The sequence below is a fragment of the Aliidiomarina shirensis genome, assembly GCF_003987345.1.
GTDB classification, from domain to species: Bacteria; Pseudomonadota; Gammaproteobacteria; order Enterobacterales; family Alteromonadaceae; genus Aliidiomarina; species Aliidiomarina shirensis.
Map to the genome: position 1 here is coordinate 22,704 of NZ_PIPP01000007.1, position 15,536 is coordinate 38,239.

A 15,536-nucleotide genomic window follows, 5' to 3' on the forward strand; every position below is an offset into this window, starting at 1 on the left:
AATCTTTGATGATACACAGACCATAAAAAAAAAGCAGCACCTAAGGTGCTGCTTTTCATTTAAAGAGATTGTAATCCCTTACTCGCCAGCTTCTACCTTTAAGGTAATTGCTGCAAGTACGTCTGCATGTAACTGCAGTTCGATTTCAAATTCGCCAACTTCACGAATAGTGCCATGTGGCATTAAAATCTCGCTCTTTTGAACAGCAGCGCCAGCAGCAGTAACTGCATCAGCGATATCGCGAGTACCAATTGAACCAAACAATTTACCTTCATCACCTGCTTTAGAGGTAATAACGATAGCGTCTAGTGCATTGATAGCTTCTGCACGTTCTTCAGCAGCTTTCAGATCTGAAGCTAGTTTAGCTTCTAATTCTGCACGGCGCTGTTCGAACATTTCGATATTTACTTTGTTCGCTGGAACGGCTTTGCCTTTAGGGAACAAGAAGTTCCGAGCGTAGCCAGATTTCACGTTTACCTGGTCACCCAGGCTGCCCAAATTTGCAACTTTATCTAGTAAGATAACATTCATCGTTCAAGTCTCCTTTACTTGTGGCCATCAGTGTATGGCAGCAAGCTCAGGTAACGGGCACGCTTAATTGCACGAGCCAGCTGACGCTGATACTTTGCTGAAGTACCGGTAATACGGCTTGGAACGATCTTACCAGTTTCAGTAATATAATTTTTCAGCGTAGCGATATCTTTGTAATCGATTTCTTTTACGCCTTCTGCCTTAAAGCGGCAGAACTTACGACGACGGAAAAAACGAGCCATGGTGTTCTCCTGTTAAACCTGTTTTATGTTCTGAGCGTGAAGTACTAAGCGTGGAATTCCATTTGCGTTTTCATGACGCTGAATAAAACCCGATACTTCAATTTCACTACCCAGAGAAAGTTTCGTTGACCAAGATTCTGCCCAATCACCGCTAACCACTACCTGAATTCTTACATAACACTGTCGTGTTAAATCTGCTTCTTGCTGCAAAGAACGATGTTCTAATGCGAGAAGGAGATGAGGAACTCCGGCTGGGCTGCGTTTCATTCGAGGCGGCTTTACAATGCTACCGCGAATAATTAACTGGTTAATGGCAGAGCCTTGAGCTGTTGTAGCCGACATCACTCAGCAGATTCGGTCTCTTCAGCTCGCGATTCACGACGTTCTTCACGCTCTTTTGGCTTGCCAAAAGGTGAAGGTTCGTTGATCGCTTCGTCTTTACGCATAACCAGGCTGCGTAGAACCGCATCGTTGTAGCGGAAAGTAGTTTCTAACTCGTCAATCACTTCTGACGTAGCTTCAACGTTCAAAAGAACGTAGTGAGCTTTGTGCAGCTTGTTGATTGGATAAGCTAGTTGGCGACGGCCCCAATCTTCTACACGGTGGATAGAACCGCCGTTAGAAGTAATAGTTTCGCTGTAACGCTCAACCATACCTGGAACCTGTTCACTCTGGTCCGGATGAACCATAAATACGATTTCATAATGACGCATAATTGCTCCTTATGGATTAAAGCCTAAGTTCAGCTCAGCCCGGCTGACATGTAAGCAAGGAACTTGAAATTAACTTTAAATAGTTAGTTGGGCTGATTCAAGCCGGCGAATTGTACGCGAACTAACCAGCGATAACAAGCTCTGAAAATGCATTATTCACGAGGGAAAACATTTTTGCGGAGAGGCTTAAGGCAACTTCAGCAGGGCCTTCTACAACAATAGGCTGGCCATTCACATCGGCCACAATTCTTATCGCATCATCACCAACACGCTCAATGGTGATCGCTACATTGGCTACCGGGGTACCTGTTTGTGCTGTTGCCAAACGATACTCATGGTGCGTCTGCATGCGATACAAAATATCATCCGCTACCCGTTTCTGCATACGATCATTCTCGGTGTATTCTATTTCCAGCCCAATAGGCGGCCGGAATTGGCTCACCGATGAATCCGATGAACCGAACCAAGACATAATGGCAAAAAGCACTACCGCTAAACCAATCAATAACAGCGGTAATATTTTCTTCATCATTTACCGGCGCTCCGTTGCCGTACTACTTCAAATAAACATACACCCGCAGCTACCGAAACATTCAAACTACTTACGGTACCCGCCAAAGGAATTGAAATCAGATCATCACAAAGCTCACGCGTGAGCCGGCGCATACCGGCGCCTTCTGCGCCCATAACCAGTGCTACCGGGCCAACAAATTTGTTTTCGTATAACGTAGCATCGGCTTCACCAGCAGTGCCGGTAACCCAAACACCTTCATCTTTTAGAATGCGAATAGCACGCGCTAAATTCGTAGCGGTAACTAAAGGCACAATTTCAGCAGCCCCACTGGCTACTTTGCGCACGGTTGCATTCAAACCAGCCGCTTTATCCTTCGGCACAATCACTGCGGTAACGGCTGCTGCATCGGCGGTACGCAAACACGCCCCTAAATTATGCGGATCCGTTACTTGATCAAGAACCAGAAACAACGCCTTTTGCCCTGCATTTTGCGCAAGCTCCGGCAAATCGTTTTCTTGATATACTCGACCTGGCGTTACGATAAGCAACACACCTTGATGATTGCCTTCTTGTACACGATCATCCAACGTTTTACGTTGGCAAAACTGCGGGCGGACACCGGTAATACGAGCGGCTTTCACAATCTCTTGAATTGCAGGATCATCTCTATCTTTTTGTACAAATAATTCTAATGCTCGCTCGGGAGCATGCTGCAACAACGCGCTAACCGAATGAATGCCAAATACTGTTTCACTTTTACTCATCGCGAACGTTTTTTCCTAGTCGAAGGTTTTTTACCACTTTTAGCAGCGGCTGGGGCCCCTGCTTTTGCTTTACCGCCTGATTTCCCAGAAGGCTTTCTATCAGCCGAATTTTTGCTCTTGCCTCTGCCCTTGCCTTTACTCGGCCCACGCTTATCAGAGTGTTTTTGCTTAACTCTGCGCTTCGGAGCTAAGGCATCAGAGGTTTGCTCCACATGCAACAATTCAAAATCAATCTTGCGCTCGTCCAGATTAACAGCCGCTACTTTAACACGAGCCTTATCACCAAGCCGGTATACACTGCCGCTTGATTCGCCAATTAATAAATGGCGCTCGGCATCGAAGTGATAGTATTCACTCTTCAGGTTCGATATATGCACTAAGCCATCAATCATGTAATCGGTTAACCGCACGAACAAACCAAAGTTCGTAACCGCTGAAATTACGCCTTCAAATTCATCACCAACATGATCTTGCATGAACTCACACTTCAGCCACTCATCGACTTGGCGGGTGGCATCATCTGCACGGCGCTCTGTTTGCGAACAATGCGGGCCCAGTTCTGCAAGTTGTTTAGGCTCATAATGATGCGCCCCTTCCAAACCCGGCATTCCACGGTGTTGCTCAGCAAGAATACGCTTAATTTCTCGGTGCAAAACCAAATCTGGGTAACGCCGAATTGGTGATGTGAAATGCGCATAAGCTTTCAACGCTAAACCAAAGTGCCCACGATTTTCTACCGTGTAAATGGCTTGCTGCAATGAACGCAGTAGCATGGTTTGAATCAACTCTTTATCAGGCCGATCCGCTACTTGCTTTAACACTTCACCAAAATCAGCCGGCGCCGGTTCATCACGAAGTGGCATGGTTAAGCCCATTTCGCCAAGCACCATGCGAAACGCCATTAAGCGATCTTCGTCGGGTAAATCGTGCACACGGAACAGTGCCGCACCTTTATGTTTCTCAACAAAATTAGCCGCGGCCACATTGGCCATAATCATGCATTCTTCAATCAGCATGTGCGCTTGATTGCGGTGCACAGGCTCTATGCGCTCAATTTTGCGCTCTGCATTGAAAATGAAACGTGTTTCCACAGTATCAAAATCAATAGCACCTCGGCGTTCACGGCTACCGCGCAATACTTTATATAAGCCCTGCAAATTCTCGATGTGAGGAACAACCGCCTGATACTGACTACGGAGCTCTTTATCACCCTCGAGAATCGCTGCTACCTTGGTGTACGTTAGCCGCGCATGAGAATTCATCAATGCCGGGTAAAAGCTCGATTCTAATAGTTTGCCGCGTGGACCAATCACCATTTCAGCAACCATGCACAAGCGATCTACCTGCGGGTTCAATGAACACAAACCGTTTGATAACGCTTCAGGTAACATTGGAATGACATGATTTGGAAAGTATACCGAGTTACCACGGCTGAGCGCTTCCCGATCCAGCCCGTTACCAGGGCGTACGTAATGGCTTACATCAGCAATAGCTACCCATAAACGAAACCCTTTATCGTCGGGTTGGCAGAATACGGCATCATCGAAATCTCGCGCATCTTCACCATCAATGGTAACCAGCGGTAAGCGGCGAAGATCGACGCGCCCTTTTTTATCTTCCTCTGGCACTTCAGTTGGAATCGATTTCGATTCTTGTTCAACTGCAGCAGGCCATTCGTGTGGAATATTGTGTTCACGAATGGCTACTTCGATTTCCATCCCCGGCGCCATGTGGTCGCCGATAATTTCTACTATTTTTGCCAACGGCGATGAACGCCGGCTTGGCCGCGAAATAATTTCCGCTACCACAATTTGTCCATGCCGAGCACCATTCGTGTGCTCTGGCTGGATAATTAAATCTTGGCTTACGCGAGTATCATCTGGCACTACAAGAGCAATGCCATCTTCAAAAAAATAACGGCCCACAATTTGGCGGACTTCATCATTTAACGTTCTTACAATTCGGCCTTCTTTGCGCCCTTTGGCATCAGCAGCGCCCGCTTTCACTAACACCCGATCACCGTGCATAACGGTTTGCATTTGATGAAACGGTAAAAACAAATCGGGTCCGCCTTCATCTAAGCGCACGAACCCAAAACCATCGCGATGGCCAATTACTTCGCCTTTCTGCAAATCCATACGTTCAGGCATGCCATAAGAATCATTGCGCGTGTACACCAGTTGGCCGTCGCGCTCCATAGCGCGTAATCGCCTCTTCACCCCAATATGCTGGCGCTCATCGGTTAACTTAAAATGGCTCAAGATATCTTGGTAAGCTACCGGCTTAAGCGCATTTTTTACCACTTCCAACATGTCTTCCCGCGAAGGGATTTCCACATCATGCTGCGGTTGTTCTGGGGTTGTCTTGTCATTCATATCGATAATAACTTTTTCTCTTGTTTTGCTGGCTTTAAAGCCGTTTGTGTATTGGTCTAGTATATCACTGTGTTGACGTTTTAGATAATGACTATGTTTGTTGCAGTTTATTCATTATTCCTAGCCATAACCACTACATAAAAACGTGCTAGGATATTATTTACTACATCACGAAAGCTTTTGTGCGCCGTTTTGGCAACGTAGTTTCGCCCCGGCATGTTTCAATTGAATGATAGAGGTTACCTCAAATGCGTAAATTACTAATTGCTGGGGCGTTAATAGCCCTACTCACCGCGTGCAGCGATTCACCTACCACCGAAGATACCAATGGCTCACAAGCAGCATTAACCGAATCAGAGCGCTTAAACCTATGGCTTGATGAGAAGTTTGAAGAACGGCTGCAGATGACACCGATGCAACTTACGATGCTAGGGCGCAAAGAACAATATGACCGCTTAAACGATGTCAGTGAAGAAGGGCAAAGGGAAATGGTTGAGTGGTCGCAAGCCACCGTTACTGAGATGGAGCAAAATTTCGATTATGCCAGCCTTAATCAAGAAGCAAAAACTTCTTACGACCTTTGGGCTTATCAAGTAGAACGAGATGCTCGGGCTTTTGAATATCGTGATATGGCATATATCTTCCACCAGATGTCGAGTATCCATTCAGCGCTTCCACAATTCTTAATTTCGTTTCATGCGGTAGATAATGAAAATGATATGCGGGCGTACATTTCACGTTTGCAGCACCTTGAGACCTCCATTGATACCCTCCTAGCTATGGCTCAAGAACGCGCTGAACAAGGTATTCGTGTACCCGATTTTGGTTACCGTGGCGCATTGCGGCAAGCCCGCGCCTTAATTGATGGTAAACCTTTTACTGAAGGCGCTGCATCAGCTCCCTTATTTGAAGATGCAGAAAATAAGATTGCAGAGTTATTAGAATCAGATGCTATCGATAGCCAGGTAGCGGAATCCCTTGAGAATGACGTTCGTAGTGCGCTCATCAATCATGTTGGCCCCGCTTACCAGCGCTTAGTGGATTGGTTAGAAGAGGATATGGTGAATGCGGATAGCAATCCTACCGGTGTAGCCAAATATGAAGGTGGGCGCGATTACTACAACTTTATGCTGTGGTTCCACACCACCACCGAATTAACCGCAGAAGAAGTTCACCAAATCGGTATCGATGAAGTAGCTCGAATTCAAGAAGAGATGCGCGCTATTCAGGAGCGTGTTGGTTTTGCTGGCACCTTGCAAGAGTTCTTTGATTTTGTGCGTACTGATGAGCAATTCCTATACCCCAATACTGATGAAGGCCGCCAAGCTTACATCGATGATTCAACGGCTTATCTTGATGGTATTGCCGATCGCCTTCCTGATTTCTTTGGTATTTTGCCAAAAGCTGATTTAGTGGTGCGCCGCGTTGAAGCGTTCCGCGAAGAAGATGGCGCACCGCAACACTATTTTCCGGGTACTCCCGATGGTTCGCGCCCAGGTATCTACTATGCCCATTTATCTGATATGAGCTCGATGCCTAAGGTAGATATGGAGGCCGTGGCCTACCATGAGGGTAATCCTGGCCATCACATGCAAATATCAATTGCTCAAGAACTGGAGAACATTCCGCAGTTTCGTACTCAAGATCGCCACACCGTATATGTAGAGGGTTGGGCCCTGTACTCAGAGTTACTGGCCAAAGAAATGGGCGGTTATCGCGATGATTACTCCGATTTTGGCCGTTTAACGGCTGAGATTTGGCGTGCGGTTCGCTTAGTAGTTGATACCGGCATGCATGCACTTGGTTGGAACGAAGATGAAGCCGTAGCTTATTTCCTTGAAAACACGCCAATTACTGAAGGTTCAGTTCGTGCCGAAGTTCAACGTTATTTAGTTTGGCCGGGGCAGGCAACCGCATACAAAATAGGTATGCTGCGTATTCAAGAACTGCGCGCGCAAGCTGAAGAAGAACTTGGTGATAGCTTCGATATTCGCGGCTTCCACGATACGGTTTTAGGGGGTGGTTCATTACCATTACCAATATTAGAACAACGTGTGCAGCAATGGATTGAAACCGTAAAGTACGGGCAAGGCGAATAACCTAGGAGCATTGAACATGACCAGAAACCACCCGCTGAGAGTTTCGCAAAGTAGTGTATGCGTTGAAAAAGTGGTTCAGCGGGTGGGTAACAAAATCACTCTGGGCCTTCCGCTCGGTTTAGGGAAACCTATTCATTTTGCAAACGCCTTGTATCAATACGCGAAAGAAAACCCTACTTTCGAGCTTCACATAGTTACTGCGCTTTCATTACTCCCGCCCGTTCCCGCCGAGGGGCTTGAAAAGCGCTTTATGGAGCCTTTCCTTGAACGCCTATATGGTGATATTCCCGAGTTGGATTACGCCAGGGATGTTCTCAATCACAAGCTTCCGAAAAACGTAAAGGTATCTGAATTCTTCTTCCAAGCTGGGAGTTTTCTGCATCATAATGAGCAGCAGCGGCGCTATATCTGTACCAACTACACCCATGCAATGCGCGATCTGATGGCGCTTGGCGTAAATGTTATTGGCCAACTAGTAGCTCCCGATACAGATCCGAACTATCCCGAGCAATTTAGCCTCAGTTGCAACCCCGATTTATCCCTCGATTTATTCATGAATTTGCGCAACGCGGAAACGGAAAGCAACCCAATTGCACTGGTAGCAGAATGTAATAGAAATCTCCCATTTTTTGGTCGAGATGCCTCGGTGCCTACTACTACATTCGATTTTGTATTGGAAAACACGAAAGCTGAATACCCGTTATTTTCAGCCCCACAAACGCCAATTAACGCACGCGACCATCTTATCGGATTCTATGCCAGCACACTCTTAAAAGATGGCGGTACATTGCAAGTGGGTATTGGCTCTTTAGGCGCTGCATTAATTTATAGCACCTGTTTACGCCATCAGAACAACGACGCTTGGCAACAACTTTATCGAAATCTTGAGATCGCAAAGCGCTTCCCTATCGCCAAAAAATACGGCGGTACCGAGCCTTTCGTTAAAGGATTATATGGCTGCAGTGAAATGATGGTGGATGGATTTATTCATCTTCTTGAAGCGGGCATCCTGAAGCGCAAGGTTTATGCAGATGCCGATCTACAGGAAGACATTAATTCGGGAATGCTCGATCCCGAACGTAGCGACGACGCTCGCTTAAAAAATGCTACGGTTATGCACGGTGGTTTTTACCTAGGGCCTCGAAGTTTCTATAAAAAACTGGAAAAATTAAACGGTGAGCAACGCGAGCTCATTTGTATGAGCAGTGTTAACTATATCAATGATCTAAATGATCACCGTTTTGGTGATCAACGCCTGAAAGTAGCGCAACGTGTTTTTGCTCGCTTCGTTAATTCAGCAATGCAATGCACGCTCGATGGCGCAGCTGTATCCGATGGATTTGAAGATGGCCGGGTATTAAGTGGGGTTGGTGGGCAATATGACTTTGTTTCCATGGCTCATGATCTTAAGGGCGCCCGCTCTATTTTAACCATTCGCAGCACGCGCACGGCTGGCTCGAAAACATTATCCAATATACTTTTCTCGTATGGTCATTGCACGATTCCTCGACATCTGCGTGATATCGTCATTACTGAATACGGTATCGCAGACCTTCGCGGCAAAGCCGACGAGCAGGTTTATTTAGCGTTAATTCGAATCGCGGATTCTAGATTTCAGGCGCATTTGTTAAAGCAAGCGCAGCAGGCAGGAAAGGTAGATCCGAACTTCGAACTGCCCGAGCAATGGCAAAATAACACGCCTGCGGCCGTTGCAAACAATCTTCGTGAACTTCAGCAACAAAAGTTCTTTCCTGCTTTTCCGTTCGGAACTGATTTTACTGATGATGAATTAAAAATCGGAAAAGCACTAAAGCTCCTGAAAGCCGCTACATCAACCCGCACTGGAACAGTAGTAACACTTTTTCAGGCACTAATGTTTGGTTCCGGCAAGGCGCAGTATCAAGCCTTCATGAAGCGCATGCAATTGGACAAGGTAAGCGATTTAAAAAGCTGGTTGGATCGCCGCTTATTCATCTTGGCCTTAAAAAAAGTAGCGGCACAAGATGAATAAACAGCAAGCTTTCGGTGCGTTAAAGCTTACGCGAATTTAGCCTTTTTTTCCGAAGATTCCTTTGCACCAAAAAGCTTCCCGTGCAATGCACAAAGTGCCGCTTCGTAATCTTCATCATTAACGACTACACGGATATCTACCTGCCGCATGCCTTGCTGCATGGCGAGAATAATAATCTCGTCGTCGGCAAGTGCATTGCTAACATCAGCGAGAATACCGGGCACGTTCATATCGCTACCAATAACCGAAATAATAGCAACTTTACGGCTGGATATATCGGCGTTTGGATAATGTTTTTGCAGATGCTTCTTCAACCTATTCACAGCATCAAGGCCGCTAGGGATATACAGCGTTACTGTATTGGCATTATGCTCTCTGGCTAGCAAGGGAACTTCGCAGTCGGCTACCAACTTCTGAATATTAAGAAAATGCGTTTGTTCCCCAGCCATATCCTGATCGAATATATCCAGTGCGAACACCCGACGTTTACCTGCAACAATTTCAACGCAGGGCTCATCGCTTTTGTAGTCATTGGTAATCAGTGTACCGTCGTGATCGGGCTGAAAAGTATTCTTCACCCGCAGCGGTATATCTTTTTGCCGCAGACCTCGCGCCGATTTAGGATGAATCGCCTCCATGCCAATCAGCGATAATTGATCCGCAACATCATAATTGGTGCGGCCAATAGGTTGCACTTTATCAGCACCCACTACTTTCGGATCCGCCGAAGAGAGGTGATACTCTTTATGAATGACTGCTTCTCTAGCGCCCGTTAGCTCAGCAATTTTGCTGAAGGTAATTTCACTATACCCACGCCCGAATGTTGTTAATAGTGCTTCCTTGCATTGCGTGTAACCGGTCACTATCAGCATTTCTTTACTGAAGTCGTATTTACCAAGAACACTCTGAATTTTATCATCAAGCGCCATGTTCTCGGTTTCGCGCCAGCCCGTGAGATCCACGAAGCGCGCATTGATACCCTCAGATTGCAGTAACAACACGGTATTGAATGCACTGTTCGCTTCCCCTAGGCCAGCAAGCATCTCCCTTACTGTTGATAAATGTTCATCAATTTGAAAGTGGCCGTAGGAGCATACGCGTTGCAGATCGAGCAAGCATGTGCGAATACCTTCAACCCGTTCCGTTACCAATTGATCCGCCTGTTTGCGCGTGTGCTCTTGATCAAATAACTCCGCGTTATGCTCATGCATTGCGCGCGATACATCACTTAGTCGCTCGTTCCACGCCCAGTCTGAGTCATCATTTGCAAACAGTGCGTATACCCCTGGCTTATTGGTACTTTGATTTTCCAACAACATGTTCGTCATACCAGAGTAGGCTGAAACCACAAACACTCGATTATAGAGCTCGTCATGCGGCCGCTGCACGCCGATAATATTATCGCGTACAGCAGCATAATCGCTCATGGATGTACCACCAATTTTTTCGACCGTATGGCCTTTCATGTAGTTACCCTCCTGAATCCTTGTGCTTTTAAAATCCTGCCTTATGGCCGATTAATCGGTAACTGCCTCCGCTTCGAGAGGATAAGCGCCATCTGGACCATGCGTTTCTTTGCCATTAAGCGGAGGATTGAAAACACATGCCATCTGCAATTCCGTTTTGGCTTTAAGAATGTGATCATCGTTATTATTCAGCATATAAACAGTGCCCGGGTTAATTGGATGTTCAATGCCAGTTGCCTTATCTAAAATAGATCCGTCGCCATAAATGCAATACACCGTTTCAAGGTGATTTTTATAGTGAATCGGAGTTTCGGTATTGGCGTAAATTGTTGTGATATGAAACGAATAGCCCATATTGTCGTCTTTAAGCGACATCCGCACACTATTCCAAGTTTCTCCATCTACTTTACGATTTGAATTACGGCATTCTTCAAGAGTACGTACGATCATTTAATCTTTCTCCCCGCACCACTATCGGTGGTACTTAATCAATTAATTTAGCAAGATTCTTCTATTCTTTTAGCCTGCTGCTTTTAACCTTATTTTCTTTTAGCTCGCCTTAGCTTTCGCTTCAGGCAATACTTTAGCAAAAGCCTTTTCGAGAATATCCAGGCCTTCTTTCAAATCTGCCATCGGTATAGTTAGCGGGCATAAGCACTTAACAACCTGCCCCCAAGAACCACTGGTTTCCACCGCTAACCCATTGGCAAATGCTTCCTCACAAATTTGGCTCGCGATATCACCATTTTCAACTTCAATACCGCGCATCATTCCGCGCCCTTTAAGCTTCAACTCGCCATCAAAACGTTTGCAGATATCACCGAAGCGTTGCTCTAAAAGTCCTGCTTTTTCTTTAACGTCCTGCATTAGCTTGTCGTCTTGCCAATACTTTTCTAATGCTACACGCGCAGTAATGAACGCAAGGTTATTACCACGAAAGGTTCCGTTGTGTTCAGCAGGTTCCCAATGGTCCAGATCTGGGCGCAGGAGCGTAACCGCAAACGGCAAGCCATAACCACTTAAGGATTTAGATAAGGTAACAATATCCGGTTTTATGCCCGCCGGCTCAAAGCTAAAGAATGTCCCCGTACGCCCGCAACCTGCTTGGATATCGTCGATAATCAACAACATATCATATTTACGGCATAGGGCTTCAAGCTCTTGTAACCATTCCATACGCGCAGCGTTCAAACCGCCCTCACCCTGCACAGTTTCGGCAATAACGCCTGCGGGTATCTCCACACCGCTACCTGGATCGCTTAGCATTTGGTCGAGAAGACGCAATCCCATGAAATCCTCGGCTTGATCACCATAATCATCATAAGGAATGCGAGTTACATCACCGAGCGATACCACAGCGCCAGCACGTTGCCCTTTGTTACCGGTAACGGCTTGCGAACCCAGAGTGCAGCCATGATAACCATTGGTAAATGAAACAATACCCGTACGGCCTTTATCTTTACGTGCTATTTTTAGCGCAACTTCTACCGCATTGGTGCCCGTAGGCCCGGTAAATTGCACTTTATAATCGAGATCACGCGGTTTCATAATGATATCGTTGAAAGCATTAAGGAAACCCTCTTTGGCTTCGGTATACATATCTAAGCCATGAGTAATGCCATCAGCCTGAATATAATCTAACAATGGCTGCTTCAAATAATCATTATTGTGCCCGTAGTTCAAGGTTCCAGCACCCGCTAAAAAATCTATATATGATTTACCATCACGGCTCTGTAAGCGTGCATTTTTAGCCGTAGTAAAAACGGTTGGGAATGAGCGTGAGTAAGAACGAACTTCAGATTCGATTTCCTCAAAAATATTCATTTTGTGCTCCAAATTTATAAAAAAGTAGATAACAAAAGGCGAATTACTTGTTTATTGGCCCTATTCTATAAAGCTCTTCGCTATTATGTTGGCCACCAAAATGCTCCTGCTTATCAAACAGCACATTTACATCAATCTGTGCACTCCAATCGCGAGCGAGTGATTTAAATAAGCGCTGTGAAGCCTCGTTATCTGGGGTAATAGTCGTTTCCAGCCACCTTACGGCCGCCAAATTCGAACGTTGAAAAATAGATTGAATCATGCGTTTTGCTAAGCCCTGACCTCGAGCCGCCTCGCCAACCACCACCTGCCACAAAAAATATGTATCGGGTTGTTCGGGTTTAATGTAACCGGATACAAAGCCTACTAGCTCGCCATCGTGCCATGCGGCTACGGCAGTTTCTGCAAAATGGGTGGTCTGCAATAGATTGCAGTATAGTGAGTTCGTATCGAGAGGAGGGTTCTGCGCAACGAGCTGGTTTACTGCCAGCCCATCTTCAGATTCAGGTATTTTTAGTTCTATTTTCATTACTTCCTCATATCCTGCTGTTGCAATTCGATAAGTAAATAGATGAAAAAACTAATATTTTCGATACCCATAAAACCTTAGGCCAGATAATAAAAATTTCAAGGGCAAAACCTAGAAAAGGTTCACTTTTGGCGCTTGTCTGTTTGAATTTATAGAATTAGAGTTATTTTTGGGAATTGAAAGCCGGAAAAGCGCTCATACCGCGATTTAGCAAAAATAGAATACTTTAATTTTCGGCTACCGAGCCAGCTCCCAGAGCGCATGTAGGGTATAGCAAGTTCGATTATTCTGCAGAAATAGAATATAAAACGCTCAGAAGCCAATTTTTATCTTAATTCTGCTAAAAATTTAAAAATGAAATGAACAAGCGCAGCGTTTAAAATTTTTTTGTGATGAACCATCCTCTACAATGTGAACGTTTAAAAATCATACTAAAACGAATAATTCAGCATTCAGCCTTGGCTGAAGTTCGTGTATGGTCGACACTATTCAAAAGCACAACTTAAGGAAACCTGATGGCAGCATTCGGTACGCAATTCATGCCCAACATGGCAATGGCTACTTATACAAATAACACTTGGAGTAAGCCAGAAATCGTTAGTAGCAGCAGTATTGCGCTACATCCAGGAGCTCACGTATTGCATTATGCCAGCACCTGTTTTGAGGGGTTGAAAGCATTTAAACACGACGATGGTTCGGTATATGTTTTTCGTATGGACAGAAATATCGCTCGAATGCAGCAAAGCAGCGATCTTTTGCATTTACCACCATTTCCCGCTGATCTGCTTGAAAACATGATTCTATCCAGTTTAGCTAATGTGATTGACGAGATTCCGCAACCACCAAGTTCGATGTATATCCGGCCGACTCATGTTGGAACTGAGGCAGCTATTGGTAAAGCTGCATCACCCTCAACTAGTTCCATGCTATATGTGCTGTTATCGCAAGTGGGTGCTTACTTTACGGGTGGTGATGTGGCATTACGCTTGTTAATTGAAGAAGACACAATGCGCTGTGCCGCCCACATGGGTATGGTTAAAAGCGGTGGTAACTATGCGAGCGCCATGGGCCCGATTCTTCGTGCAAAGGAAAAATATCAGGCAGATCAGGTTCTTTTCTGTCCTCAAGGTGATGTGCAGGAAACTGGCGCCGCTAATTTTATTCTGATTGACGGCAACGAAGTGATTACCAAATCACTCGATTCATCGTTTCTACACGGCGTAACGCGCGATTCTATCCTAACCATAGCCCGCGATATGGGTATGGATGTGCAAGAACGCTCTTTGAGTGTTGAAGAGCTCTTAGAGCGCGTTAGCCACCCTGGTTGCGAGGCCGCTCTATCAGGTACAGCTGCCGTATTGGCACCTGTAGGCACTTTAATCCATAACGGTAAAGAGCATGTTATTGGTTCAGGTCAACCAGGGCCAACGACGTTAAAGCTGCGGGAAACATTGAATGAAATTCAGTGGGGTAAGCAAGAAGACAAACATGGCTGGTTGCGCAAAGTTTAAAAGGCATGAGTTTTAAAAGGCAAAAGTTTAAGCCTCTCGTTGATAATCGTCCTAAAATGGATAGGAGCAATACATGCGCAAACATTATTCGGTGCTATGGCTGCCCGTTGTCATTTACATTTGCACTGTTCAGGTTGGCGTCGTTAGCGCCGCTACCGATTGGGAGCCGGAAGACATTATCAATTGGGAGGCTCATTCATTCGAAGGCAATACCGATTACCGGCTGATCTCCACAACCGAGCAAAACCAACTGGAACAATCGCATATCCTCGCAACCTGCGAAGATGGCCAAGCTTCCGGCATGTTCTATCGTGGCGAAATTGACCTCGCCGAAACACCTATGCTGAGCTGGGAATGGAAAGTTAATCAGTTTCCAGACGTAGGCAACGAGCGCGAAAAAGATGGTGATGATTATGCGGCTCGCATCTATGTAGTGCGAGAGCATTCAATTCTTCGCTGGCGGACACGTGCTGTAAACTATGTGTGGAGTCAGCAAAGCGAAATAGGTGCCATCTGGCCTAACCCTTTTGCGAAGCAGGCACACATGATAGCAGCGCGCTCTGGCAAAACGGAAAGTGATCAATGGCAAACTGAAACTCGAGATCTACAAGCTGATTTCGAGAACTTTCATGGGCAAGTACCTGATAAAATTAATGCGATTGCGATTATGACGGATTGTGATAATAGCAATTCATCATCATCGGCTTCGTATCGCCGAATCCGCTTACATGCTCGTGATGCAGAATAATCGCGCTCGATCAAAGCTACTTTGAGGCAGAATAGAGTTAACTGCGTTAGTGCGTATGGGCAATGCTTAGTGTATGGGAATGCATGGATTTTTAGTTGTGGTGCCCGGGGCCGGACTCGAACCGGCACACCATTTCTGGCGGCGGATTTTGAATCCGCTGCGTCTACCAATTTCGCCACCCGGGCATTTCTTCGGAGGCTGCATCTGAA

Annotated in this window: 15 protein-coding genes and 1 tRNA gene; 4 read left to right on the forward strand and 12 right to left on the reverse strand. The window is 45.8% G+C overall.

What is annotated here, in order from left to right; genetic code table 11:
• Positions 1-78: 78 nt before the first annotated feature.
• The 7 genes from rplI to rnr form a co-directional block, all read right to left on the reverse strand.
• The gene (gene rplI, locus CWE13_RS11865; RefSeq protein WP_126808897.1) at positions 79-531 is read right to left on the reverse strand and encodes a 50S ribosomal protein L9; all 453 of its coding nucleotides are present in this window, start codon (positions 529-531) and stop codon (positions 79-81) included.
• Between the two features lie 14 nt (positions 532-545).
• Positions 546-773: a 30S ribosomal protein S18 gene (gene rpsR, locus CWE13_RS11870; RefSeq protein ID WP_007419241.1), complete on the reverse strand. Its 228-nt coding sequence runs from the start codon at positions 771-773 to the stop codon at positions 546-548.
• 12 nt (positions 774-785) lie between these two features.
• Positions 786-1,115, reverse strand: a complete 330-nt coding sequence (priB, locus tag CWE13_RS11875) for a primosomal replication protein N (RefSeq protein ID WP_126808898.1) — start codon at positions 1,113-1,115, stop codon at positions 786-788.
• On the reverse strand, positions 1,115-1,486 hold the full coding sequence (rpsF, locus tag CWE13_RS11880) for a 30S ribosomal protein S6 (protein ID WP_126808900.1): 372 nt from the start codon (positions 1,484-1,486) through the stop codon (positions 1,115-1,117). Before rpsF ends, priB begins: the two co-directional genes overlap by 1 nt.
• 121 nt (positions 1,487-1,607) lie before the next feature.
• The gene (locus CWE13_RS11885) at positions 1,608-2,018 is read right to left on the reverse strand and encodes a hypothetical protein (RefSeq protein ID WP_126808902.1); all 411 of its coding nucleotides are present in this window, start codon (positions 2,016-2,018) and stop codon (positions 1,608-1,610) included.
• Entirely contained in the window at positions 2,015-2,764 is a 750-nt protein-coding gene (rlmB, locus tag CWE13_RS11890; RefSeq protein WP_126808904.1) for a 23S rRNA (guanosine(2251)-2'-O)-methyltransferase RlmB, read from the reverse strand. Before rlmB ends, CWE13_RS11885 begins: the two co-directional genes overlap by 4 nt.
• Complete coding sequence (rnr, locus tag CWE13_RS11895; protein WP_126808906.1) at positions 2,761-5,139, reverse strand: ribonuclease R; 2,379 nt, start codon at positions 5,137-5,139, stop codon at positions 2,761-2,763. Before rnr ends, rlmB begins: the two co-directional genes overlap by 4 nt.
• 248 nt (positions 5,140-5,387) lie before the next feature.
• Between rnr and CWE13_RS11900 the strand changes: the two genes are divergently transcribed.
• The gene (locus CWE13_RS11900) at positions 5,388-7,238 is read left to right on the forward strand and encodes a DUF885 domain-containing protein (RefSeq protein ID WP_126808908.1); all 1,851 of its coding nucleotides are present in this window, start codon (positions 5,388-5,390) and stop codon (positions 7,236-7,238) included.
• 16 nt (positions 7,239-7,254) lie between these two features.
• Positions 7,255-9,249 carry an acetyl-CoA hydrolase/transferase C-terminal domain-containing protein gene (locus tag CWE13_RS11905; protein WP_126808909.1) on the forward strand — a complete coding sequence of 665 codons (1,995 nt, stop codon included), beginning with the start codon at positions 7,255-7,257 and terminating at the stop codon, positions 9,247-9,249.
• A 26-nt stretch (positions 9,250-9,275) separates the two neighbouring features.
• Here CWE13_RS11905 and CWE13_RS11910 read toward each other — a convergent pair whose 3' ends face one another.
• From CWE13_RS11910 to ectA, 4 genes are all read right to left on the reverse strand, one after another.
• On the reverse strand, positions 9,276-10,715 hold the full coding sequence (locus CWE13_RS11910; RefSeq protein WP_126808911.1) for an aspartate kinase: 1,440 nt from the start codon (positions 10,713-10,715) through the stop codon (positions 9,276-9,278).
• Positions 10,716-10,766: 51 nt separating this feature from the next.
• On the reverse strand, positions 10,767-11,165 hold the full coding sequence (locus CWE13_RS11915) for an ectoine synthase (protein WP_126808913.1): 399 nt from the start codon (positions 11,163-11,165) through the stop codon (positions 10,767-10,769).
• Between the two features lie 99 nt (positions 11,166-11,264).
• Positions 11,265-12,539, reverse strand: a complete 1,275-nt coding sequence (ectB, locus tag CWE13_RS11920) for a diaminobutyrate--2-oxoglutarate transaminase (RefSeq protein ID WP_126808915.1) — start codon at positions 12,537-12,539, stop codon at positions 11,265-11,267.
• A gap of 43 nt (positions 12,540-12,582) precedes the next feature.
• Positions 12,583-13,068, reverse strand: a complete 486-nt coding sequence (ectA, locus tag CWE13_RS11925; RefSeq protein WP_126808917.1) for a diaminobutyrate acetyltransferase — start codon at positions 13,066-13,068, stop codon at positions 12,583-12,585.
• Between the two features lie 515 nt (positions 13,069-13,583).
• Between ectA and CWE13_RS11930 the strand changes: the two genes are divergently transcribed.
• Positions 13,584-14,579 carry a branched-chain amino acid aminotransferase gene (locus CWE13_RS11930; RefSeq protein ID WP_126808919.1) on the forward strand — a complete coding sequence of 332 codons (996 nt, stop codon included), beginning with the start codon at positions 13,584-13,586 and terminating at the stop codon, positions 14,577-14,579.
• 73 nt (positions 14,580-14,652) lie between these two features.
• Positions 14,653-15,327, forward strand: a complete 675-nt coding sequence (locus CWE13_RS11935) for a DUF3047 domain-containing protein (protein ID WP_126808920.1) — start codon at positions 14,653-14,655, stop codon at positions 15,325-15,327.
• 98 nt (positions 15,328-15,425) lie between these two features.
• Here the strand turns inward: CWE13_RS11935 and CWE13_RS11940 are convergent.
• Positions 15,426-15,512, reverse strand: a tRNA-Leu gene (locus CWE13_RS11940).
• Positions 15,513-15,536 lie beyond the last annotated feature (24 nt).